A 21,874-nucleotide genomic window follows, 5' to 3' on the forward strand; every position below is an offset into this window, starting at 1 on the left:
CGCCGGCGCGACGCCACGCGCCGGCCAGAGACAAGGACAGCCGAGCCATGAGCCACAAATCCGACATCGAGATCGCCCGCGAGGCGCAGAAGAAACCGATCCAGGAGATCGGCGCGAAGCTCGGCATCGGGGCCGAGGACCTGCTGCCCTATGGCCACGACAAGGCGAAGGTCAGCCAGGCCTTCATCGACCGGGTCCAGGGCAACGCGAACGGCAAGCTCATCCTCGTGACCGCGATCAACCCCACCCCCGCGGGCGAGGGCAAGACGACCACCACCGTGGGCCTCGGCGACGGGCTGAACCGGATCGGCAAGAAGGCCGCGATCTGCATCCGCGAAGCCTCGCTCGGCCCCTGCTTCGGGATGAAGGGTGGGGCCGCGGGCGGCGGCTACGCGCAGGTCGTGCCGATGGAGGACATGAACCTCCACTTCACCGGCGATTTCCACGCGATCACCTCGGCGCACAACCTGCTTTCCGCGATGATCGACAATCACATCTACTGGGGCAACGAACTCGGCATCGACGAGCGCCGGGTGGTCTGGCGCCGCGTGCTCGACATGAACGACCGTGCGCTCCGCGACATCGTCACCTCGCTCGGCGGCGTGGCCAACGGCTTCCCGCGCCAGACCGGCTTCGACATCACCGTGGCCTCGGAGGTGATGGCGATCCTCTGCCTCGCCACCTCGCTTTCCGACCTCGAGCGCCGGCTGGGCGACATCATCGTGGCCTACACCCGCGACAAGGCGCCGATCACCTGCCGCGACCTCAAGGCCGACGGCGCGATGGCGGTGCTGCTCACGGACGCGATCCAGCCCAACCTCGTGCAGACGCTGGAGAACAACCCCGCCTTCGTCCATGGCGGACCCTTCGCCAACATCGCCCATGGCTGCAACTCCGTGATGGCGACGAGCACCGCGCTCAAGATCGCCGACTACGTGGTGACCGAGGCGGGCTTCGGGGCCGATCTGGGCGCCGAGAAGTTCATGAACATCAAGTGCCGCAAGGCGGGCCTCGCGCCCGCGGCGGTGGTGGTGGTGGCCACGGTGCGCGCGATGAAGATGAACGGCGGCGTCGCCAAGGCCGATCTCGGCGCGGAGAACGTCGACGCCGTGAAGGCGGGCTGCGCCAATCTCGGCCGGCACATCGAGAACGTCAAAAGCTTCGGCGTGCCGGTCGTCGTCGGCATCAACCATTTCGCCGGGGACAGCGAGGCCGAGATCGCGGCGGTGCAGGACTACGTGGCCGGGCAGGGCTCCGAGGCGATCCTCTGCAAGCACTGGGCCGAGGGTTCGGCGGGGATCGAGGAACTGGCGACCCGCGTGGCCGAGATCGCCGACAAGGGCGAGGCCAACTTCGCGCCGCTCTACCCCGACGAGATGGGCCTTCTCGAGAAGGTCGAGACGATCGCCAAGCGCATCTACCGCGCGGACGAGGTGCTCGCCGACCAGAAGATCCGAACCCAGCTGAAGGAATGGGAGGCCGCGGGCTACGGCAATCTGCCGGTCTGCATGGCCAAGACGCAGTATTCCTTCACCACCGATCCCACCCGGCGCGGCGCGCCCAACGGCCACTCCGTACCGATCCGCGAGGTGCGCCTTTCGGCCGGCGCGGGCTTCGTGGTGGTGATCTGCGGCGAGATCATGACCATGCCGGGCCTGCCCTCGGCACCCGCGGCCGAAACCATCCGGCTGAGCGACGAAGGCTTCATCGAGGGGCTCTTCTGACCGGGGGATAAAGGGAATATGCGTGCGAGCACGCACCCTGCGCCAGGCGCTGCTGTCGGGTGCGTGCTCGCATGCACCCGCTATGGCAGACGCGGGACATGACAGCAGAACACAGAGCGAGGATCGGCATGACGGCGACAATCATCGACGGGAAGGCCTTCGCCGCCCGTATCCGCGGCGAGGTGGCGGAGCATGTGGCGCGGCTGAAGGAGGCGCACAGCATCACGCCGGGTCTCGCCGTGGTACTGGTGGGCGAGGATCCGGCGAGCCAGGTCTATGTCCGCAACAAGCACGCCCAGACGCTCGAGGCCGGGATGGAAAGCTTCGAGCACCGCCTGCCCGCCGACACGCCCGAGGCCGATCTTCTGGATCTCGTGGCCCGGCTCAACGCGGACCCGGCGGTGCACGGCATCCTTGTGCAGCTACCGCTGCCCGGCCATGTCGACGCGGAAAAGGTCATCAACGCGATCGACCCGGCGAAGGACGTGGACGGCTTCCACATCTCGAACGTGGGGCTGCTGGGCACGGGGCAGAAGGCGATGGTGCCCTGCACGCCGCTCGGCTGCCTGATGATGCTGCGCGACCACCTGGGCAGCCTCTCGGGGCTGGAGGCGGTGGTGATCGGGCGCTCGAACATCGTGGGCAAGCCCATGGCGCAGCTGCTTCTCGGCGACAGCTGCACCGTCACCGTCGCCCATTCGCGCACCCGCGACCTGCCCGGGGTGGTGCGACGCGCCGACATCGTGGTGGCGGCGGTGGGCCGGCCCGAGATGGTCGAGGGCGACTGGATCAAGCCCGGCGCCACGGTGATCGACGTGGGCATCAACCGCGTGGACGCACCCGAAAAGGGCGAGGGCAAGACGCGCCTCGTGGGCGACTGCGATTTCGAGAGCTGCGCGGCGGTCGCGGGCGCCATCACGCCGGTGCCGGGCGGCGTCGGCCCGATGACCATCGCCTGCCTCCTCGCCAACACGCTCACGGCCTGCTGCCGCGCCAACGGGCTGCCCGAGCCCGAGGGCCTGACCGCCTGAAGCCTAGCCCTGCCCGCGGGGCGCGACCGCGACCATCGTGCCCTGCAGGAGCGCCACCTGCGTCTCTGCGTCCCAGACCTCGGCGCTCACCACGCTGAGGCGGCGCCCGGCGCGCACGACGCGCCCCGTCGCCGTCAGCAGCGGGCCGCGCGCCGGGGCGAGCAGGTTGATCTTGATCTCCGCGGTCAGCACCTCCGCGCCCTCGGGCATGAGCGTGAGCGCGGCGTAGCCCGCCGCGCTGTCGCCGATGGCGAAGGGAAGCGCCGCGTGGGCATAGCCGTGCTGCTGGCGCGCGCCCTCTACCACCGGGGCCTCGATCACCGCCGCGCCTTCGGAAAGACGCACGAGACGCGCGTCGAGCGTCGTCATCATGCTCTGCGCGGCGAAGCTTTCACGGATGCTGGCCTCGCGCGCGGGCCCGAGCGGCGGGGTCGGGGCGGGATCGGGCATCGGCTCTCAGGCTCCCTTGCAGTGCGCGCTCAGTTTCGCCCGCCGCGGCCCAATGTGGCAAGCGGGCGGGGCCGGGCGCGCCCATGACGCATGGGCACCGCCACGGGCCGCGCCCCCGTCAGTACCGCGCGGGCGTCCGGCCCCATCAGCGCCTGCAGCGCATCCGCGTCCGTGCGCAGACCGCCCGTGTAGGTGCCGTAGGCGGGCAGGATCGCGCGGTGCGTGTCGATCAGGAAGGCCGGCCGCGTGATGCGCGCGCCGCGCCCCGAAAGGCTCGCCTTCGGGTGGTAGTGCCCCGAGACCTCGCCCTCCGCACCGGGCCCCGCGATGTGGCGGAAGACGAGCGGCGGCTCGGCGGCGTCCACGAGATGGGCGCCCCCCAGCGTCACCGGCCCCGGATCGTGGTTGCCGGCGATCCAGATCCAGCGCCGCCCCGCCTGCATCCGCGCGATCCGCAGCAGCACCTCTTCGGGCAGGGCGGCGGCCGCGTCGTCGTCGTCGAAACTGTCGCCGAGGCAGATCACCGTCGCGGCCCCCGTCGCGGCCAGATCGGCGGCGAGCCGGTCGAGCGTGTCCTGCGTCTCGTAGGGTGGAAGCGTCGGACCCCCGCGCCGCGCCACCCGCTCGGCCTTGCCCAGATGGAGGTCGGAGACGCAGAGGAGCCGCCGCGCCGGCCACCAGAGCGCGCCGGAGCCCAGCGCCTCAAGCGCCGCGCCGGCGAGGGTGAAGGCGTACCCGTTCATGCATTGTTCCCTGCCCCGTTTCAGCGCGCGAGGCAAGGGGAGAGACGCGGCCAGGTGCGCGCGCCCGGGCGCCTCAGGGCGGGAGGCCCGCGTCTTCCATCAGCTGCGCCGCGGCCTCCTCGAGCAGGCGCTCGCGCCCCGCCCCCTCCACCGGCACGCGCCCCGGCTCCAGGAAGAGCGGCGCCGAGAGCGGGCTGAGACGGTTCAGCGCGACGTGGTCGATCCGCCCGGCCACGCGTTCGGTCATGGCGCGCAGGCGCCCGAAATCCACGAGCCCCCGCATCGCCTCGTCGCGCGTGATGCGCATGAGCAGATGATCGGGGTCGTATTTGAGCAGCGTGTCGTAGAGGATGTCGGAGGAGAAGGTGGCCTGCCGTCCCGTCTTGCGCTGGCCGGGCATGTTGCGCTCGATGAGGCCCGCGATGGTCGCCGAGGCGCGGAACGTCCGCTTCATCACCGCGTTCGCGGCAAGCCAGCGCGCCAGGCCCCGCTCGAGCGCGTCGGGATCGAAGAGCGGCGCGGGGTCGGCCACCGCCTCGAGCCCCCAGATCAGCGTGGCGTAGTCGGTGGCCACGAAGCCGAGCGGCGCAAGGCCATCCTCTTCCATCCGCTTGGTGAGGAGAAGCCCGAGCGTCTGCTGGGCGTTCCGCCCCGCGAAGCCGTAGGCGACGAGATGGGCGCGCCCCTCGTGCGGGAAGGTCTCGACCAGTAGGCGCCCGGGTTCCGGCAGGCGCGAGACCTCGCGCTGAAGCGCCAGCCACTCCGCCGTGTGGGCGGGAAGCTGCGGCCAGCGCCCGGCGGCGAAAAGGCGCAGGATGCGTTCGGAAAGCTGCGTGGAGGTGGCGAATTTCGTGCCGCCGAACACGGCGATCCTGGGCGTGCCGGTGGCGGCGTTCGAGACCTCCAGCGTCAGTTCGCGCAGCCCCTCGTAGCGCACCACGCGCCCGCCGATGAGAAAGGTATCCCCCGGCGTCAGGGTCGCAGCGAAGGCCTCTTCCACCTCGCCCAGCGACGGGCCGCGCCCGCGCATCCGCACCTTCAGAAGCTCCGCGTCCTGGATGGTGCCCGCGTTCATGCGGATGCGCCGTGCGGTGCGCGGGTCGCGCAGCGCCCAGCGCCCGTCCGGCCCCTGCCGAAGCCGTTGCCAGCGGTCATAGGCGCGCAGCGCGTAGCCGCCGGTCGCCGCGAAATCGAGGCAGGCTTCGAAATCCGTCCGTGCAAGATCCGCGTAGGGTCCGGCGCGGCGCAGCTCGGCGAAAAGCGCGTCGGCATCGAAGGGTCCCGCGCAGGCCGTCAGCAGGATGTGCTGGCAGAGCACGTCGAGGGGGCCCGGGCCGCGCGGCGCCCCGTCGAGCTCGCCCGCGCGCACCGCCTCGAGCGCGGCCACGCATTCCACCACCTCGAAGCGGTTGGCGGGCACGAGACGCGCCTTCGACGGCGCGTTGTAGCGGTGGTTCGCGCGCCCGATCCGCTGCACGAGGCGCTTGACGTTCTTCGGCCCGCCCACCTGGATGACGAGGTCCACGTCGCCCCAGTCGATCCCGAGATCGAGCGAGCCGGTGCAGACCACGGCGCGGAGCTCGCCCGCCGCCATCGCCGTCTCCACCCGCTCGCGCTGGGCGCGGTCGAGGCTGCCGTGATGGATGCCGATGGGAAGCCCGTCGTCATTGGCCATCCAGAGCGCGCGGAAGAAGATCTCCGCCTGCGCGCGGGTGTTGTGGAAGACGAGCGTGGTGCGGTGGCGTCGGATCTCCCGCAGGACGTCGCCCACGGCGTAGACCCCGCCGCCGCCGGCCCAGGGCGGCGCCTGCGCCGTGTCCAGCATGGCGATGTCGGGCGCGGGGCCCGGATCGGCCGCGAGCACGTCGCAGGGGACGGGATGGGGCGCGAGAAAGCGGGCCAGTGCGGGCGGATCCTCCACCGTCGCGGAAAGCCCGACGCGGCGCAGCCCCGGACGCAGCGTCTGCAGGCGGGCGAGGGCGAGCGCCAGCTGGTCGCCGCGCTTCGATTCGGCGATCGCGTGGATCTCGTCGACGACGACCCGCTCGAGCCCGGCGAAGATCCGCGGCGCATCCTCGTAGGAGGTCAGGAGCGCCAGGCTTTCGGGCGTCGTCAGCAGGATGTGCGGCGGGTCCGCGCGCTGGCGCGTGCGCCGGCTCTGGGCGGTGTCGCCGGTGCGGTCTTCCACGCGCACCGGCAGCCCCATCTCCTCGATCGGCCGGGCGAGGTTGCGGCGGATGTCGGCGGCGAGCGCCTTGAGCGGCGAGACGTAGAGCGTGTGAAGACCGCGATGCGTCCCGTCAGCGAGCTCTGCGAGCGAGGGCAGGAAGCCCGCGAGCGTCTTGCCGCCACCCGTCGGCGCCACGAGCAGGAGCGCGCGCGCGTCCTTGCGCGCCAGCAGCTCCAGCTGGTGGGGATGCGCCTGCCAGCCACGGGCGGCGAACCATTGGGCAAACGGGGCGGGCAGGGCGGTCATGCGCGACAGATAGGGAAGGGCCCAAGAGTTTTCGAAAACTCTTGAGAAAATTCTTCGAAGAATTTTCCGCCCGCCCGGGCCGGGCGGCTCACTTCACGATCTTCTCGTCCCGCACGAACATGTTGGCCCAGGCCCGGTCGACGAGTTCGGGCGACATCTGGTAGGGGATGCCCTCGAACTCGCAGATCGAGATCATCTGGTCGATCAGGAAGATCGGCTGGTAGTTGGCGTAGACGTTCCCGATCGTCGGATACTTGTTCTGAAGCAGGTGGATGAGCGCGTCCTCGTCGAGCGGCATCTTCTTCTTGCGCGCCACGAGCGCGAAGATCTTCAGGAAATTCTCCTGCGTCGGTCCGTCCACCTTGATCTTGAAGAAGATCCGGCGCAGCGCGGCCTGGTCGAAGATCTCGTTCGGGTGGAAGTTCGTCGAAAAGATCACCAGCGTGTCGAAAGGCACCTCGAACTTCTCGCCCGACTGCAACGCGAGGATGTCTTTCGATTCCTCGAGCGGCACGATCCAGCGGTTCACGAGCGCCTGGGGCGGATCGGCCTGGCGGCCGAGGTCGTCGACGATGAAGATGCCGCCCGAGGCCTTCAGCTGAAGCGGCGCCTGATAGGTCCGCGCTGTGGGATTGTAGACGAGATCGAGCATGGAAAGCGAAAGCTCGCCCCCCGTGATCACCGTGGGCCGCTCGCAGCGCACGTAGCGCGTATCGAAGGTGCGTCTGCGGCGCAGGCTCGTCGGGTCGTCCACTTCCTCCTCGGCGGCGGAGTGCACGATCGGGTCATAGACGGTGATCACCTGGCCCGCGTATTCGATCGCGCGGGGCACGTAGATCTTGTCGCCCATCGCGTCGCGGATGCCGTTCGAGATCGACGATTTCCCGTTGCCCGGCGGCCCGTACATCAGGATCGACCGGCCCGAGCTGACCGCGGGGCCGAGATGGTCGAGCAGATCCTCGGGCAGAACGAGGTGCCCCATCGCGTTGACGAGCTGGGCGCGGGTGATCTGGATGTCGCGGATCGACTGGCGGCGCATCTGCTCGCGGTAGGCCTGAAGCGGCACCGGCATGGCACCGAAATATTCCGACTGCGAGAGCGCGTCGAGCGCGCGGGACTTCCCGGCATCGGTCAGCTGGTAGCCCATCTCGTTGCCGGCATTGGCGCTCAGCGTGCCGGTCGCCTCGACCAGCTTCTGCTGGCGCGCGAGGTCCACGAGTTCCTGCGTGACGTTCACCGGAAGGCAGACCGCGCGGGCGAGATCGGAGGCGAGGTCGAGGTTCTTGCGGAACATCGTCTTGAGCAGGATGTCGCGCATCATCACGAGCGGAAGTTCCATCTCGTCCAGGCGCCTGGGCGGCGGTGGCGGTTCCACTCTCGTGCTCGCGGCGGGTTGCATGTTCATCGGCGGTCCCCCGGTTTTGCCTGCACGGCGGCGAAGATGCGTCCGGATCGCGGGCGCGACAGGGAATAACGGTGGCGTTTTCGTGGCATTTCGTGCCGTCCCCTCCTCTCAGCTGCCCCACACGGCGCCGAGCGCCAGATAGGCCGCGAGCGTGCCGCCCAGGGCGAGGCCCATGGGGAAGTCGCGCCCGCGGGTCCAGCTTTCCCAGTCCGGCGCGAGGCGGCGCAGCGGCGTCGCGCGAACGAGGCGGTGCGACACGAAGGCGGCCAGCAGGACCGCCGCGAAGAGCGCGATCAGGAACCGCATGTCGCCGGGATGAATGAAGGGCGCGGCGGCGGCGGCGAACTTGGCGTCCCCCGCGCCCATGACGCCGGCCGCGTTCAGCACGATCCCGAGCGCCAGCACCACGGCAAGTTGCACGAGCCGCCAAGGGTACTCCGCAAGTGGCAGCGCCACGAGCCCCACGGCGAGGAAGATGCCCAGCAGGGCCAGCACCGCCCGGTTGGGGATCTTCATGGCGCGCATGTCCGACCAGCAGACATAAAGGCAGACCGGCACCACGAAGGGCAGGAACCACTGCGCTGACGCGGCGCTGATCTGCAGCATCTGCGGGCCGTCCCGGTCAGCCGCGGGTGTTGCCTTCGAGCGCCGCCAGGCTTCTTGCGGCGGCCTCGAAGTGCTGCGGATGGGTCTCGATGGCCTCGCGGAAGATGCCCTTGCCGGTCTCGGTATCGCCACGCTTCACCGCGGCGAGCCCGAGGGTATGCAGCAGCTGGGCGCGCTCCACCTGGCTCATCGGGATGACGGGGAGGGTGTAGTTGCCCTGTGCGCCCCGGGCCATGACGAGATTGTTCTTGGCGGTGAAAAGTTTTTCGTCCTGCCGGATCGCCTCGAGAAAGAGCCGCTCGGCCCCCGCGTAATCGCCGCGCGAGAGTTTCGAGAAGCCCCAGTTGTTCATCACGTTCGCGGGTTGTGTGGTCAGCCCCACCGCCGTTTCGTAGAAACTGTCGGCCTTCTTCCAGTCCTTCTCGCTGTCGGCGATCATCGCTTCGAGGCGGTAGCGCCGGAACGTCTCGTGCGTGGGCGGGATCGAGTCGAGCACCTCGCCGGCGCGTCCCCACTGGTCCGCCCGGATCAGCGCGTCGGCGAACGCGACGCTGTCCTCGTCGGTGGCCTCCTCGTGGGCCGCCACCTTTTCCCAGGCCGGGACGGCCTCGGTGTTGCGCTTGGCGCGCACGAGCGATGTGGCGAGACCGCGCAAGAGGTCGATCCGCTCCGGCTCGGCGGCGCTGGCCCTCTGGAAATAGTTCACCGCCTCGCCCGGGTCGGCGGATGTCAGCATCACGTCGTTGAGGTTGCTTTCATCGACGACGTTGAGATCGGCCAGCTTGCGGTCCACGGCATTGCCGTTCGTCCCCGCGCAGCCGGACAGGGCGACGGCCCCCGCCAGGCAGAGGGACACGAAGATGGGGTGGCGCATTTGCCTGCGTCCTTTTGCTGCTCTTGCCTCTCAAGGTACGCGGCGGATCAGGTATTCGCTGCTTCCGCGGCGCACCAGCTTGTAATTTTGCTGCTCAGCGTCCACAGCATACGCGGTTTCGTCGAGTTTTGCGAGCGCAAGTCGCAGATTGTCGCGAATCGCGTCACTTTCGCCATCGTCGAGCGCGTAGGCCTTTCGCAGGATCTGTACCGCCTCGGCCGTCTTTCCGCGTTCCAGCAGCACCACGCCGAGATTGTTCCAGACCTCGGGCCATGCGTCGCCGCTGTCGGTCGCGCGCCGCAGGAGCGTTTCGGCCTGATTGAGGCGCCCCAACCCGAGATTGGCCGATCCGAGCGCGCTCAGCACCTCGGGCGTGAGGCCGTCGCGCGCCCCCGCGCGCCGGAACGCATCGAGGGCAAGCTCGTATTCTCCGGCCTCCATCAGGCGGTGGCCGACCACCAGCCCGTCGACGGCCTCGCCGCGCGGATCGATGGCAGGGGCGAAGGGGGTGGCCTCGTCGGGCGCACCGGGCAGGACGGAGCAGGCGCCGAGGGCGAGCGTCAGCGATATCGTCGGAAGCGCCCCCGCCCGCCTCATCGCTAGTTGCCGGACATCTCGCCCAGCTTCGCGATGCCGATGGCCGAGGGGCCGATGAGGATGATCAGAAGCGGCGGCACGGTGAGCATCATGGTCGTGAGCGTCATCTTGGTCGGCAGCTTATTCGCTTTTTCCTCGGCGCGCATCACCCGTTTGTCGCGCATCTCGGCGGCGTAGACCCGGAGCGCTTCGGAAATCGACGTGCCGAAGGTCTGGCTCTGGATCAGCACCGTGACGAAGCTCGACACGTCCTGGACGCCGCAGCGCTCGCCCATGTCGGTGAGAACCTGCGCCTTGTCCTTGCCCGCCTTCATCTCGTGGCTGACGATCTCGTATTCGTCGGCAAGCGAGGGGAAGGAGGCCCGCAATTCCCTGGCGACCCGGATGATCGCCTGGTTAAGGGACTGCCCGGCCTCGACGCAGACGAGAAGCATGTCGAGAGAATCGGGAAAGCCGTCGGTGATTTCCTCCTTGCGCTCCTCGACGCGCCGCGTGACCCAGTATTTCGGCAGCAGGTAACCCGCCGCGCCAGGGCCGAGCACGTACAAGGCGAGCTGCTGCGGGCTCGTGTTATCGGCGTCCCCGAAGGCGAGCAGGTAGGCGACCCCGAGGACGAGGCCGAACAGGCCGAACGCCATCTGGGCGAAGTGAAAGATGCGCACCGCCTCGCGCGAGCGGTAGCCCGCGCGCAGAAGCTTTAGCTTGATCGCCGAGAGTTCCTTCGCGTCCTGGGGCTCCAGGAAGTTGGCATAGCGCTTGAGTTTCTCGCCCTTCTCGCGCTGCCGCAGCGCGGCCTGATTCTCGCGGTCGGTGTCGCGCTTCTCGCGGGTCGCATCCTTCAGCTTGTCCAGCGGATCCTTCTTCACGTTCAGCATGAAGGGAACGGTGAGAAGCACGAGCAGCAGGCCGAGGCCGCCCACCGCGATCATCGGGCCGAGCGGACCCAGCATTTCGATCAGGACGTCGTTGATGGGCGCGAGAGGGTTCATGGACTCAGACCTTGATGTTGATCAGCATGCGCATGACGAAAAGGTTCGCCGTGAGGAAGATGCCCACCAGGAAGCAGGCCGGCACGAACCACGGGTGGTCCAGGACCTCGTCGTAGTAGTTGGGGTCGAGGATGTTGATCGCGATCAGCGCGACGATCGGGAAGGCCGAGAGGAACTTGCCCGACCATTGCGCCTCGGCCGTGATCGCCTTGACGCGACGGAAGAGGCGGAAGCGCGCCCGGATCACCTGGGCGAGGCCAGCGAGGATCTCGGCCAGGTTGCCGCCCGACTGCTGCTGGATCGTGACGGCGACCGACAGGAACCGGAGGTCCTGGATGTCGAGGCGCTCGGCCATGTGGCGCAGCGCCTCGCCCACGTCCCGGCCATAGGCGGCCTCGTCCGCGATCACGCCGAATTCGGTGGCCAGCGGGTCCGCGATCTCCTTTGAGACGATCGAGATGGCCGAGGAGAAGGGATGGCCGACGCGCAGCGAGCGCACCATCAGCTCCACCGCGTCGGGGAGCTGCTCCTCGATCATCGCGATCCGCTTCTTCGCCTTGGAGTTCACCCAGAAATAGACGCCGCCCACGCCCATGGCGACCGCGGTCACGAGGCGCACCGCAAGGCCCGTCTCGGTGGCGACCGAAAGGCCGATGAACGCCACCATGGTCAGCGCCACCATGATCAGGATGAGTTGCTTCGGCGTGAAGGCGATGGCGGCCTTCTGCGCCCGGTCCGCGAGCAGCGAATAGAGCGGCACGGAGCGCGAGCGCATGTGCTGGTCCATCTCCTTGCGGAGCTTTGCCAGCACCTCCTCGCGCCGCCCGCCGGACTGAAGCATCTCGAGCCGGCGATTGACCCGGTTGTTGAGGCTGATCGACTTGCCGAAAACGGTCAGGTAGATCCCCTCGACAAGCACGAGGACGCTTACGAAGATCGCGCCGTAGATGAGTGGTTCTGCCGAGACTTCCATGGCTTACTCCGCCGCCACAGGGTCGAAGATGGCCGGCGGCAGGTCGTAGCCCCACATCCGGAAACGCTCGGCGTAGTGGCTGCGCACGCCGGTCGCGGTAAAGTGTCCGATGATCTTGTTTTCGGGCGTCAGGCCCACGCGCTGGTAGCGGAAGACCTCCTGCATGGCGATCACGTCGCCCTCCATGCCGGTGACCTCGGTGATGGACACCATCCGGCGCGAGCCGTCCTGCAGGCGGCTCGCCTGCACGATCAGATGCACGGCGCTGGCGATCTGGCTGCGCATCGCCTTCAGCGGCATCTCGATGCCGGCCATCGCGATCATGTTCTCCAGACGCGAGACCGCATCGCGGGCGTTGTTGGCGTGGATCGTCGTCATCGAGCCGTCGTGGCCGGTGTTCATGGCCTGCAGCATGTCGATGACCTCCTCGCCGCGCGTCTCGCCGACGATGATCCGGTCGGGGCGCATCCGGAGCGCGTTCTTCAGACAGTCGCGCTGCGTGACGGCGCCCTTGCCCTCGACGTTGGGCGGGCGGCTTTCCATCCGGCCCACATGCGTCTGCTGCAGCTGGAGTTCGGCGGTGTCCTCGATCGTCAGGATCCGTTCGGCGTCGTCGATGAAGCTCGACAGCGCGTTGAGCGTCGTCGTCTTGCCCGAGCCGGTACCGCCCGACACGATGATGTTGAGCCGGCAGGCCACCGCGGCCTGAAGGTAGGCGGCCATCTCCTCGTTGAAGGCGCCGAAGCGGATCAGGTCGTCGATCCCGAGCTTCTCTTTCTTGAATTTCCGGATCGAGACGAGCGAGCCGTCCACCGCCACGGGCGGAACCATCGCGTTGAAGCGCGAGCCATCCGCCAGGCGGGCGTCGACGTAGGGGTTGGACTCGTCGACGCGGCGGCCCACCGCCGAAACGATCTTGTCGATGATTCGCAGCAGGTGACGCTCGTCCTTGAAGGTGACGTCGGACATCTCGAGCCGGCCGTTGCGCTCCACGAAGATCTGGTGCGGGCCGTTCACGAGGATGTCGTTGACGCTGTCGTCCTGGAGAAGCGTCTCGAGCGGGCCGAGGCCGCGGACCTCGTCGTAGAGTTCCTGGGTGAGGGTGGCACGATCGTCGCGATTCAGGACGATGCCGCGTTCCTGAAGGTATTCGCCGGCGATGTCCGAGATCTCGGCGCGAAGATCGGCCTCGGTGGCGTGCTCCAGCGCGGCGAGGTTCAGGTTGTCGAGCAGCTCGCGATGCAGGTCGAGCTTGATCTCGCCCATCTTCTCCTTGCGCTTCTTTTCCTTGTCCTGCGGACCCGCCTGCGCGGGCCGGTAGGGCATCGGCTTGCGGATGACCGCAGGCTGGTCGACGGGCTGGGCGCGCGGGATCTCGGCGACCTTGGGGCTGCCACCGCCGGGCTTCTGGGCCGGTTCCTGACCGGGCTTCTTGTAGCGCGAAAACATGGGGGCTCCTTCGGGTGCGTCAGGCGGCGGCTTCGGCGTTCGACTGGCCGATGTCGTAGAGCGACTGCGCGAGCTTCGCGATTTCGCGGCGGAGCGGGTTCTTCGCGGCGGAACTGGCCAGCGGAAGCCCGTGGTCGCCGCTCTGCATCACCGGGCGCCCGCCGTCGGGAAGCTGAAGCTCGATGGAGATTCCGAGCGATTCGGCCATCCGCTTCACGCGAGACTTGCCGTTGAGGTCGGTGAACTTGGGCGCGCGGTTGAGCCCGAAGCGCAGCTTCTCGAAGGGCAGCTCCTCGGCCTGCAGCGCCCGCTTCAGGCGCAGCGCGTTCTGGGCCGAGCGCATGTCGAGCTCGATCAGCGCGAAATACACATGCGCGGCGCTCAGGACCGTCTCGGTCCATTGCGTCACGGTGGAGGGCATGTCCACCAGCACGAAATCGAAATGCCGCGCCGCGGTGTTCAGCAGCTTTTCCACGTCGGGCGGCCCCATCAGGTCGAGAGGCACCAGTTCCGACGGGGAGGTGAGCACCTGCATGCGATCCTCGAAGGACATGAGCGCCTGCCCGAAGGCCTCGGCGTCCATCGCCTCGATGTCGGAGATGAGTTCCAGCACGGCCTCGCGGCGGGGTAGGTCGAGGTAGGTGGCGACCGTGCCGAATTGCAGGTCGAGGTCGATCACGCAGACACGCGGCGGATCTTCCTTGACCACGTTGGCGAGCTCCCAGCCCAGATTGACCGCGAAGGTCGTGGCGCCGACACCGCCCGCGAGGCCGTGCACCGCGAGGATCACGCCGTCGCCTTCGCCACTTTCCGCAAGCGGGCTCGCCGCGGCCTGCGCGGCGGGCGGCGGCGTGCGCAGCCGGCGCACCGCGGCGGCAAGCTCTCCTTCGGGAAGGGGATAGGGCACGAATTCGTCCGCGCCCTGGCGCAGAAGCTGGTGCAGCGCCGCCGGCGTGACGTCCTCGGCGATCACGACCACCTTGATCTTGTGCTTGGCGGCGGCGGTGATGACCTCGGCCAGAAGGTCGAGGTTGCGCTCGTCCTCCTCGTCGATGGCGAGCGCCACGAACTCGAGCGCGCCGGCCTCGGGCTGCGAGAAGAAGGTCAGCGCCTCCGCGAAGCCGAGATCGCCCCACGCCTCTCCCAGAACCGCTTCCATGTCCTCGATCAGAAGGTCGAAATGCTGGACATCCCGGCTTACCGTGCAGGCCAGGATCGGACTTGGCTCGGTTTGCAGCGTCGCGTTACTCGTCATCGCCTCTCGTCCTTTGCCTTGTGCCGCAGATGCAGTCGTGCAGCCTTGGGCGGCAGGGTCCGCGCATGGATCGCACGGCCCCGGAAGCTCGGGCCTGTCCCGGCTTTGGGGTGGCCCACCAACCCGTTAGAGGGAAAGTGTCTGAGAAGTTGGGCAAGATTAGGGCCGAAAGATCGTATTTGTTCGATCCGCGGCGACGGTCGGCCCTCGCCCCTGGGTTTGTTTACAGATCGCCCGCAGTGGTCCCTTCGAGGCCCGATGTCGGCACCGCGCTCGCGACGTATTCGCGGTAGACAACCTGCGCGTATTTGCCGTCCAGCACGCTGGGGTGGCGCTCGTAGAAGCCCGAGACCTCGGTGACCGTGCGCCGATTCAGCCGCTCGCGGCCCGGCGTCGGGATCAGCGGCTGCGTCTCGCCGAAGGAGGCCACCGCCTCCAGCCGGTCGCGCGAGATGCCGAGGCTCGCGAAATATCCCACGACGGCCTGCGCCCGGCGCAGGCCGAGCTGCTTGTTGTAGGCCGCGCTTCCGACCAGGTCGGTATGGCCGTAGACGCGGAAGCGCAATTCGGGGAACTGGCGGATGAAGTCGGCCTGCGCGCGCAGGGTCTGCTGCGCGTCGGCGTCGAGCACCGCGCTGTCGAAGGCGAAATTCACCGTTGTCGGCACGGCCTCCGCGAAGCGGTTGGCGAGGTTCGTCGCCGCGCTTTGCTGGCCGGTCATCACCAGCTTGTTGTTCATCGTGGCCGCGCCAAACCCGCCCTGTGCGTCGGTGATGGCGCCGGCGGGCCTGTCGAAGGCGCGGGTGCCCGGGTTCCCGGGATCGGAACAGGCGCCAAGCGCCACCAGTCCGATCGGGGCGAGATACTTCATCATGGCGCGATCTCCTGTTCGCTGTCCCGTGCCTCAGTCCATCACGTAGCCGTAGGACCCGCTGAAATCCTGCCGTGCGACCTCGCCCGCGCCGCCGCGCATGTTGGCGTTACGCTCGCTCGCGACGCGCCCGAAGAGGAAGAGGTCCCGCTCCGTCGGCGGCGTGACGCGGTCGGTCGGCAACGCGAGCGCCTCGCCGCGCGTCGGCGACACGAGATGCGGCGTCACGATGATCACAAGCTCGGACTGCTCGCGCTGATACTCGGCGCTGCGAAAGAGCGCGCCCAGAACCGGGATGTCGCCCAGCCACGGCACCTGGCCGTTCAGGTCGCGGAAATCGTCCTGAAGCAGTCCCGCGATGGCAAAGCTCTCGCCGTCGCGCATCTCCACCGTGGTGGACGCTTCGCGGCGGCGGAACGCGTCGATGCGGAAGGCGTCGATCGAGATGCCGTTGGCCGGATCGATGGCCGAGACCGCCGCTTCCAGCTCGAGGTTGATGAGATCCCCGTCCACGACCCGGGGCGTGAAGTTGAGCTCGATGCCGAAGGGCTTGAATTCCACCGTCACGTTGCCGTCGTCCTGGGCGATCGGCACCGGGTATTCGCCACCGGCGAGGAACTGGGCCTCCTGCCCGGACAGGGCGGTGAGGTTGGGCTCCGCGAGCGTACGCACCATGCCCTTCGACTCCAGAGCCTCGAGCAGGATGCCGACCTCGACCGAGCCCACGTCGAACCCGAAGAGGATGGCGCCGTTGTTGGAGTTGGACGCCGGCAGGTTGCCGTTCAGCGTGCTTTGCTGGCCCCCGAAGGGAATTGCGGTGTTGGTGCCGGACTGGATGCCCAGCTCGTCGTCGAACGCCGCGCCGCCGAGGGCGACCGAGCTGCTCAGCGACTTGGACACGGAGCGCTGCATCTCGGCGAACCGCACCTTGAGCATGACCTGCTGAACACCGCCCACGCTCATCAGGTTGGAGACGCGGTCGGGCGCGTAGCGTTCGGCCAGGTCGAGGGCGCGCTGAAGCCTCTGGGAAGAGGAGACCGTGCCCGAGAGCACGATACCGTCATTCGCGGTGCGCACCTCGATTCGCTCGCCCGGCAGGATCTGCTGAAGGCGTTCCTTGAACTCGGTCACGTCCGCGGCGACGCGGACGTCCACGTTGGTGATGAGCTGCCCGGCCGCGTCGAACAGCGACAGCGTCGTGACACCGGGCGCGCGGCCGAGCACGTAGATCGTGCGGTCGCTCAGAGACGAGATGTCGGCGATCTGCGGATTGGCGATCGACAGCTCCGCAAAGGGCACGTCGCTTTCGACGACCACGGCGCGGCTGACCGCGACGTCGAGGCGCGAAGACGTGCCTTCGCGAATCACGCGGACGGTCTCGGCGGCGGCCGGTGCGGGGGGATTTGCTGCGGCGGCGGCCAGACCAAGCATGGCGGCCGTGACGACTCGGTTAAATTGCATGTGACCTGCCTCTCGGATCACGGGGATGGAGCGGTCTCGTCGCCGCCTTTGAACCGACCGTGGCCCATTTTCCGATTTCAATCAAGAATCAAAGGGTTCGCCTTTGCAGCTTATGTGGACAAGTGGCAACACGTGCACCGAGAATGCAAGATCGCCCGCACGCTTTGCGCGTGCGGGCGATCCGCAACAGATTGAAACTGTTTCAGTTTGTGCAGGGGATCGGGATTTCGACGACCTCGTTGCCACGGCGCGTCCGGACCGTGCACACCTCCTTCTCGGGGGTCTTCTGCATGGTCGGCTCGGGCTTTTCGATGCCGAGAAGTTCCATCTGGTCCACCTCGATCGCCTCGGCGACGGTGTCGTCGTTGACGCCGACGAGCGACAGCGCGAGGCGCCCGGTCGACTGCGCCTGCGCCAGCGCCGCCACCTGCTGCGGCCATGCCGCCACCGTCACCGTCCGCGCGATGGTCGTATCCGAGATCTCGGCGCTGTCCGCGCTCTGGTCCACCGCGATGAGTTCGACACCGGTCTCGATGAGCTTCGTCATGTCGCCGCCGCCGGAGCCGACCGCCCGGCCGGTCCAGTAGATGTCCACGCGGTCGCCCGGGCGCAGGAAGCCCGAAACGCCCGAGGCCACGTCCACCTTGATCGCGAAGGCCCGCATCCCGCGGGGCAGGCGCGTGGTCAGCCCGGCCGCTTCGCCGGGCTCGGTGACTTTCACGGCAAGGATCGCCTCGTTCTCTTCCATGGCGCGGGTCACGGTGCGCGGGCGGTCCTCGCCCTCGTCGAAAAGCGATCCCGCGCTCGCAAGGAAGACGCCCTCGGGCAGGGCGGCCTTGGGCCACGCGACCGTGCGCACGTCCTCGGGCGTGAGGATCTCTCCGTATTTCAGCGCGCGGGCCGCGACGAACACCTCCTCCGTGGGCACCGGCGCGGGACGGGCCGCGCGCTCCTGCGCCAGCGCCGTCTGGTATCCTTCGATGTAGTTCTTGGCCATGAAGACCGCCCCGCCCGCCAGGGCGAGGCCGAGGATCAGCACGAGGCCGAATACGAGTCGCATGTCATATCCTCACTGCTTGTGCGGGGCCGCGGCGCCCACGAAAAATTGCCGATTGTCACGGCACGCGAAGTCTTCGATCGGATCGTGCCGCCAGATTGTGTCGATTTCTGGGAAAACCGCGGGAAAACGCGCGACCGCGGGCGTCGGGCCCCGGCGAGCGTGCCCATCCCGTGGCGGGGCAAGCCGGGCCGCCCGCGCCGCGCCTGCCCCATATGGGGCGCGGCTGCCGCGTGCGGCGGACTCAATATTCCTTGAGATCCGTCGGGATCTGGTTCGCGGTGGCCGTGCTGAGGGTCATCGCATTGTCGTTGATGTTCACATAGGCGACGACGGCAAGGGCCACGACCGCCGCGGTCAGGACCACCCAGTCCACGGTGACGGCGCCGTCGTCCCTCTTTCGGAAGGTCTTCAGGAAATAAAGCATCATCAAATCTCCGGTTCGAAGCGTTGCTCGGCGACCACCGCTTCGCAAATTTCAGCAGCCTTTCGATCCGCCGCCCCCGTTACGGTTGACGTAGAGTAGACGTGAAAATTCGGGCGCATTTTTGGCGTGAATGGTTTGAAATGTGCCCGCGCGAGCGCGCGGGGCGTTGCACCGGCACGAATTTTCGGTCCTTTCCGGGGAGATCCGCCGCGATGCGGGGATTGGCCCTGGTCCGGAAAAGGATCGTTTCGGGCATGTCACGTCATCCGGGGCATGGGGCGAGCTGTCTGGCTGCCAGGCGCCGCGGCCCGATCCCACGTGCCGAAGCCGGGTGACCTCCGCACGGCATGACCTTCGTCCGTCTGCCCGTGGGCCAAAGAAGAAAGCCCGGCGCTGGAGCGCCGGGCTTTTGCGGCCCCGCAGGGCCATCCGTTCGTGCGACTTAGCTACCGCCGCCGTAGGTCGGGGTCGAGCTGGCGACGTCGCCTGCTGCGGTCTGAGCCAGGTTGAACGCGTTCTCGTTGATGGCGCCGTAGGCGGCGATGGCGAGGGCCACGACGGCTGCGGTCAGCACGACCCAGTCCACGGTCACGGCGCCGGCTTCGTCCTTGCGGAAGGTCTTGAGGAAGTTCATCATTGTCTCGTCTCCATATTGCGATGACATCGTCGCGTTTCACTTTGCACCGTCCGGAGCCTGCGGGCTGGTCTGTTTGGCAGCGTTGCCCCGTGTCGGCTGAGGTAATGAATCGCCTCGAAATGTGGTTCGACTGAGGCGCAACTGGCACAATTAGAAGAAATGTCAGCCGGTCGCGGTTCCCGCTCACGGATGCGGGCGCCAGGGCGTGTAGGGTGGTTCTGGCCGCACGCGATGCGTGGCGGAGCGGAGAAAAACACGATGACCGGCGCGCCAGGCGCCGGCGAGGCAGAGCAGGAGCGACCCCCATGCGAGGCAGGCTGATCGCCGTCGCCGCCATGGCGCTGGCCGGCATGGCCACCGCCGAGACCGCGCCCGAGGAGCCCGGGGTGTCGCCCCGGTTCGTGAAGCCGCCGGCCCCCGGGGAGCGGCCGCGCGTGACCGTCCAGATCACGCCGGAGGACATGGAACGCGCCTGGGGGCCGCTCGAGCCGCGCGAGCCGCGCGCGCGGACACCCACGCCCGGTGAGGGTGCGACGCCGCCCGACGCCGGGCGCCACGCATGGTTCTGGGAGGCCGTCTCTCCGGGCCGGGCGCAGGGCGGGCCGGGCCGGCTCGACGCGGCGCTTGCCGCCCTCGGGCGTGCCTCGGGCGACGGGGCGGTGCGCGCGCCGCGCCTGCAAAGCCTGCAGAAGATCGCGCGCGCCCATGGCGCGGCGATCCTGCGGGCCACCGCCGGAACCCAGGTGTCGCCCGCCCTCGTGCTGGCCGTGATCTCGGTGGAATCGGGCGGGCGCGCCGACGCGGTGAGCCGTGCGGGCGCACAAGGGCTGATGCAGCTTATCCCGGCGACCGCCGCGCGCTTCGGCGTGACGGACAGTTTCGACACGGCGCAGAACATTGACGGCGGGGTCGCCTATCTGGACTGGCTTATGCGCCGTTTCGACGGCGACCCGATGCTGGTGCTGGCAGGCTACAACGCGGGCGAGGGCGCGGTGGACGACCACGCGGGCGTGCCCCCCTTCGCCGAGACGCGCGACTACGTGCCGAAGGTGCTGGCCGCCTACGAGGTGGCGCGCGGCCTGTGCATCACCCCGCCCATGTTCCTCAGCGACGGCTGCGTCTTCGCGACGAACGTCGCTGCGAACGGCAACTAGCCCGCGCGCGCCGCGCGCAGGGCAGGCGGCGCCGGCCCCGCGCGGGATCGCGCGCCTCAGACGATCGCCGCCTCGGTCTTGGCGATGATCTCCTCCCGCGTCACGCCGGGCGCGGTCTCGACGATGTGAAGCCCCTTGTGCGCCACGTCGAGCACGCCGAGATTCGTGATGATCCGGTCCACGACGCCCTTGCCCGTCAGCGGCAGGGTGCATTCCTTGAGGATCTTCGCGGCGCCGGCCTTGTTGGTGTGATCCATGACCACGACGACGCGCTTCACGCCCGCCACCAGGTCCATGGCCCCGCCCATGCCCTTCACCAGCTTGCCGGGGATCATCCAGTTGGCGAGGTCGCCCTCCTCCGAAACCTCCATCGCGCCCAGGATCGCCATCGCGATCTTGCCGCCCCGGATCATGCCGAAGCTGGTCGCGCTGTCGAAATAGGCGGTGTGCGGCAGTTCGGTGATCGTCTGCTTGCCGGCGTTGATGAGATCGGGATCCTCCGTGCCTTCGACCGGAAAGGGGCCCATGCCGAGCATCCCGTTCTCCGACTGGAGCGTGACCTGCACGCCCTCGGGGATGTAGTTCGACACCAGCGTCGGGATGCCGATGCCTAGGTTGACATACATCCCGTCCTCGAGTTCCCGAGCGGCCCGCTCGGCCATCTGATCGCGGTCCCAGGGCATCAGCTCTTCTCCGGGTAGAGGTGGAACATGCGGCCGCTCCGGCCGTCCTGATGGATCCGGTCGCCGAGGCGGTAACCGTGCGCTTTCGCGAGATTTTCGAGGTTGCCGTGACCGGTGTCCATCTCGACCTCGGCGTCCTCCATCTCGATGAAGACCTCCGAGCTGGCGCTGTCGGCCAGAAGCTTCTCGATATCGCTGGCCCTGAGGGTCATGCCGGCGCCTCCTCTTTCTTGCGGACCGTCCGCTGTTCGATGCGCTTCTCGTGATCGCCCTGGATCAGGCGATGCACGTAGATGCCGGGCAGGTGGATGCCGTCGGGGTCGAGCTCGCCCGGCTCCACGATCTCCTCGACCTCCATGACGCAGACCTTGCCGCACATCGCGGCCGGCGGGTTGAAGTTGCGGGCGGTCTTGCGGAAGATCGCGTTTCCGGTGGTGTCGGCCTTCCACGCCTTGACGATGGACAGGTCGGCGAAGATGCCGCGCTCGAGGATGTAGGGCTCGCCGCCGAACTCCTTCACCTCCTTGCCCTCGCCGATCTGCGTGCCGTAGCCGGTCTTGGTGTAGAATCCGGCGATGCCCGCGCCGCCCGCGCGCATCCGCTCGGCCAGCGTGCCTTGCGGGTTGAACTCCAGCTCCAGCTCTCCGGACAGGTACTGCCGCATGAATTCCGCGTTCTCGCCCACGTAGGAGGAGATCATCTTTTTCACCTGCCGGGTCTGAAGCAGGATGCCGATGCCGAAATCGTCCACCCCGGCATTGTTCGAGGCGAAGGTCAGATCCTTCGTGCCCGCCTCCTTGATCGCCTGCAAGAGCAACTCGGGGATGCCGCAGAGGCCGAAGCCGCCCGCCGCGATGAACATCCCGTCGTGCAAGAGCCCGTCGAGCGCCTCGGCGGCGCTGCCATAGACCTTGTTCATGCCGGTCTCCCTGATGGCCGAATATCGCGGCGAGTTGTGGCCGCGCGTCCGCGGAGTGTCAACGGCGCAGCGGGGCCCGTCGCGGGCCGGGAA

General features: G+C 68.2%; 22 protein-coding genes. 3 read left to right on the forward strand and 19 right to left on the reverse strand.

Annotated features, from left to right (window positions below; all coding sequences use genetic code 11):
- The first annotated feature begins 47 nt into the window (after positions 1 to 47).
- Positions 48 to 1,724, forward strand: coding sequence for a formate--tetrahydrofolate ligase (locus AB6A69_RS03980; protein ID WP_371059793.1), 1,677 nt, complete (start codon positions 48 to 50; stop codon positions 1,722 to 1,724).
- Positions 1,725 to 1,852: 128 nt separating this feature from the next.
- The gene (gene folD, locus AB6A69_RS03985; protein WP_371059794.1) at positions 1,853 to 2,755 is read left to right on the forward strand and encodes a bifunctional methylenetetrahydrofolate dehydrogenase/methenyltetrahydrofolate cyclohydrolase FolD; all 903 of its coding nucleotides are present in this window, start codon (positions 1,853 to 1,855) and stop codon (positions 2,753 to 2,755) included.
- A gap of 3 nt (positions 2,756 to 2,758) precedes the next feature.
- Here folD and AB6A69_RS03990 read toward each other — a convergent pair whose 3' ends face one another.
- The 16 genes from AB6A69_RS03990 to AB6A69_RS04065 form a co-directional block, all read right to left on the reverse strand.
- Positions 2,759 to 3,205 (reverse strand): PaaI family thioesterase, encoded by a 447-nt coding sequence (locus tag AB6A69_RS03990; protein ID WP_371059796.1) that lies wholly within the window; start codon positions 3,203 to 3,205, stop codon positions 2,759 to 2,761.
- A 29-nt stretch (positions 3,206 to 3,234) separates the two neighbouring features.
- The gene (pdeM, locus tag AB6A69_RS03995) at positions 3,235 to 3,948 is read right to left on the reverse strand and encodes a ligase-associated DNA damage response endonuclease PdeM (protein WP_371037029.1); all 714 of its coding nucleotides are present in this window, start codon (positions 3,946 to 3,948) and stop codon (positions 3,235 to 3,237) included.
- A 73-nt stretch (positions 3,949 to 4,021) separates the two neighbouring features.
- On the reverse strand, positions 4,022 to 6,424 hold the full coding sequence (locus AB6A69_RS04000) for a ligase-associated DNA damage response DEXH box helicase (RefSeq protein ID WP_371059797.1): 2,403 nt from the start codon (positions 6,422 to 6,424) through the stop codon (positions 4,022 to 4,024).
- 88 nt (positions 6,425 to 6,512) lie between these two features.
- On the reverse strand, positions 6,513 to 7,829 hold the full coding sequence (locus AB6A69_RS04005) for an ATPase (protein WP_371037027.1): 1,317 nt from the start codon (positions 7,827 to 7,829) through the stop codon (positions 6,513 to 6,515).
- A gap of 108 nt (positions 7,830 to 7,937) precedes the next feature.
- A complete protein-coding gene (locus AB6A69_RS04010; RefSeq protein WP_371059798.1) occupies positions 7,938 to 8,435 on the reverse strand; it encodes a prepilin peptidase in 498 nt (165 codons plus the stop codon).
- A 16-nt stretch (positions 8,436 to 8,451) separates the two neighbouring features.
- A complete protein-coding gene (locus tag AB6A69_RS04015) occupies positions 8,452 to 9,309 on the reverse strand; it encodes a tetratricopeptide repeat protein (RefSeq protein ID WP_371059799.1) in 858 nt (285 codons plus the stop codon).
- A 30-nt stretch (positions 9,310 to 9,339) separates the two neighbouring features.
- Positions 9,340 to 9,906 (reverse strand): tetratricopeptide repeat protein, encoded by a 567-nt coding sequence (locus tag AB6A69_RS04020; protein WP_371059800.1) that lies wholly within the window; start codon positions 9,904 to 9,906, stop codon positions 9,340 to 9,342.
- A 2-nt stretch (positions 9,907 to 9,908) separates the two neighbouring features.
- Positions 9,909 to 10,895 (reverse strand): type II secretion system F family protein, encoded by a 987-nt coding sequence (locus tag AB6A69_RS04025; RefSeq protein WP_371037023.1) that lies wholly within the window; start codon positions 10,893 to 10,895, stop codon positions 9,909 to 9,911.
- 4 nt (positions 10,896 to 10,899) lie between these two features.
- Entirely contained in the window at positions 10,900 to 11,868 is a 969-nt protein-coding gene (locus AB6A69_RS04030; RefSeq protein WP_371037022.1) for a type II secretion system F family protein, read from the reverse strand.
- A 3-nt stretch (positions 11,869 to 11,871) separates the two neighbouring features.
- Positions 11,872 to 13,317: a CpaF family protein gene (locus tag AB6A69_RS04035; RefSeq protein WP_371056266.1), complete on the reverse strand. Its 1,446-nt coding sequence runs from the start codon at positions 13,315 to 13,317 to the stop codon at positions 11,872 to 11,874.
- Between the two features lie 19 nt (positions 13,318 to 13,336).
- Positions 13,337 to 14,572 (reverse strand): CpaE family protein, encoded by a 1,236-nt coding sequence (locus AB6A69_RS04040; RefSeq protein ID WP_371056267.1) that lies wholly within the window; start codon positions 14,570 to 14,572, stop codon positions 13,337 to 13,339.
- Between the two features lie 223 nt (positions 14,573 to 14,795).
- Complete coding sequence (locus AB6A69_RS04045) at positions 14,796 to 15,443, reverse strand: OmpA family protein (protein WP_371060038.1); 648 nt, start codon at positions 15,441 to 15,443, stop codon at positions 14,796 to 14,798.
- A 33-nt stretch (positions 15,444 to 15,476) separates the two neighbouring features.
- Complete coding sequence (locus AB6A69_RS04050; RefSeq protein WP_371056268.1) at positions 15,477 to 16,904, reverse strand: type II and III secretion system protein family protein; 1,428 nt, start codon at positions 16,902 to 16,904, stop codon at positions 15,477 to 15,479.
- Between the two features lie 202 nt (positions 16,905 to 17,106).
- Positions 17,107 to 17,964: a Flp pilus assembly protein CpaB gene (gene cpaB / locus AB6A69_RS04055; protein WP_371059801.1), complete on the reverse strand. Its 858-nt coding sequence runs from the start codon at positions 17,962 to 17,964 to the stop codon at positions 17,107 to 17,109.
- A 241-nt stretch (positions 17,965 to 18,205) separates the two neighbouring features.
- On the reverse strand, positions 18,206 to 18,391 hold the full coding sequence (locus AB6A69_RS04060) for a hypothetical protein (RefSeq protein WP_371056270.1): 186 nt from the start codon (positions 18,389 to 18,391) through the stop codon (positions 18,206 to 18,208).
- 439 nt (positions 18,392 to 18,830) lie between these two features.
- A complete protein-coding gene (locus AB6A69_RS04065; protein WP_371059802.1) occupies positions 18,831 to 19,025 on the reverse strand; it encodes a hypothetical protein in 195 nt (64 codons plus the stop codon).
- A gap of 305 nt (positions 19,026 to 19,330) precedes the next feature.
- Between AB6A69_RS04065 and AB6A69_RS04070 the strand changes: the two genes are divergently transcribed.
- A complete protein-coding gene (locus tag AB6A69_RS04070; protein ID WP_371059803.1) occupies positions 19,331 to 20,179 on the forward strand; it encodes a lytic transglycosylase domain-containing protein in 849 nt (282 codons plus the stop codon).
- Between the two features lie 56 nt (positions 20,180 to 20,235).
- Here the strand turns inward: AB6A69_RS04070 and AB6A69_RS04075 are convergent, their stop codons facing one another.
- From AB6A69_RS04075 to AB6A69_RS04085, 3 genes are read right to left on the reverse strand one after another with little or no spacing between them, the layout of a single operon-like run.
- Positions 20,236 to 20,862, reverse strand: coding sequence for a 3-oxoacid CoA-transferase subunit B (locus AB6A69_RS04075; RefSeq protein WP_371056273.1), 627 nt, complete (start codon positions 20,860 to 20,862; stop codon positions 20,236 to 20,238).
- Positions 20,862 to 21,074 carry a hypothetical protein gene (locus AB6A69_RS04080; protein WP_371037013.1) on the reverse strand — a complete coding sequence of 71 codons (213 nt, stop codon included), beginning with the start codon at positions 21,072 to 21,074 and terminating at the stop codon, positions 20,862 to 20,864. The genes AB6A69_RS04075 and AB6A69_RS04080 overlap by 1 nt, the downstream gene beginning before the upstream one ends.
- On the reverse strand, positions 21,071 to 21,781 hold the full coding sequence (locus AB6A69_RS04085) for a CoA transferase subunit A (RefSeq protein WP_371037012.1): 711 nt from the start codon (positions 21,779 to 21,781) through the stop codon (positions 21,071 to 21,073). Before AB6A69_RS04085 ends, AB6A69_RS04080 begins: the two co-directional genes overlap by 4 nt.
- Positions 21,782 to 21,874 lie beyond the last annotated feature (93 nt).

Origin of the sequence: Rhodosalinus sp. 5P4, from assembly GCF_041365695.1 — a bacterium.
Classification (GTDB): domain Bacteria; phylum Pseudomonadota; class Alphaproteobacteria; order Rhodobacterales; family Rhodobacteraceae; genus Rhodosalinus.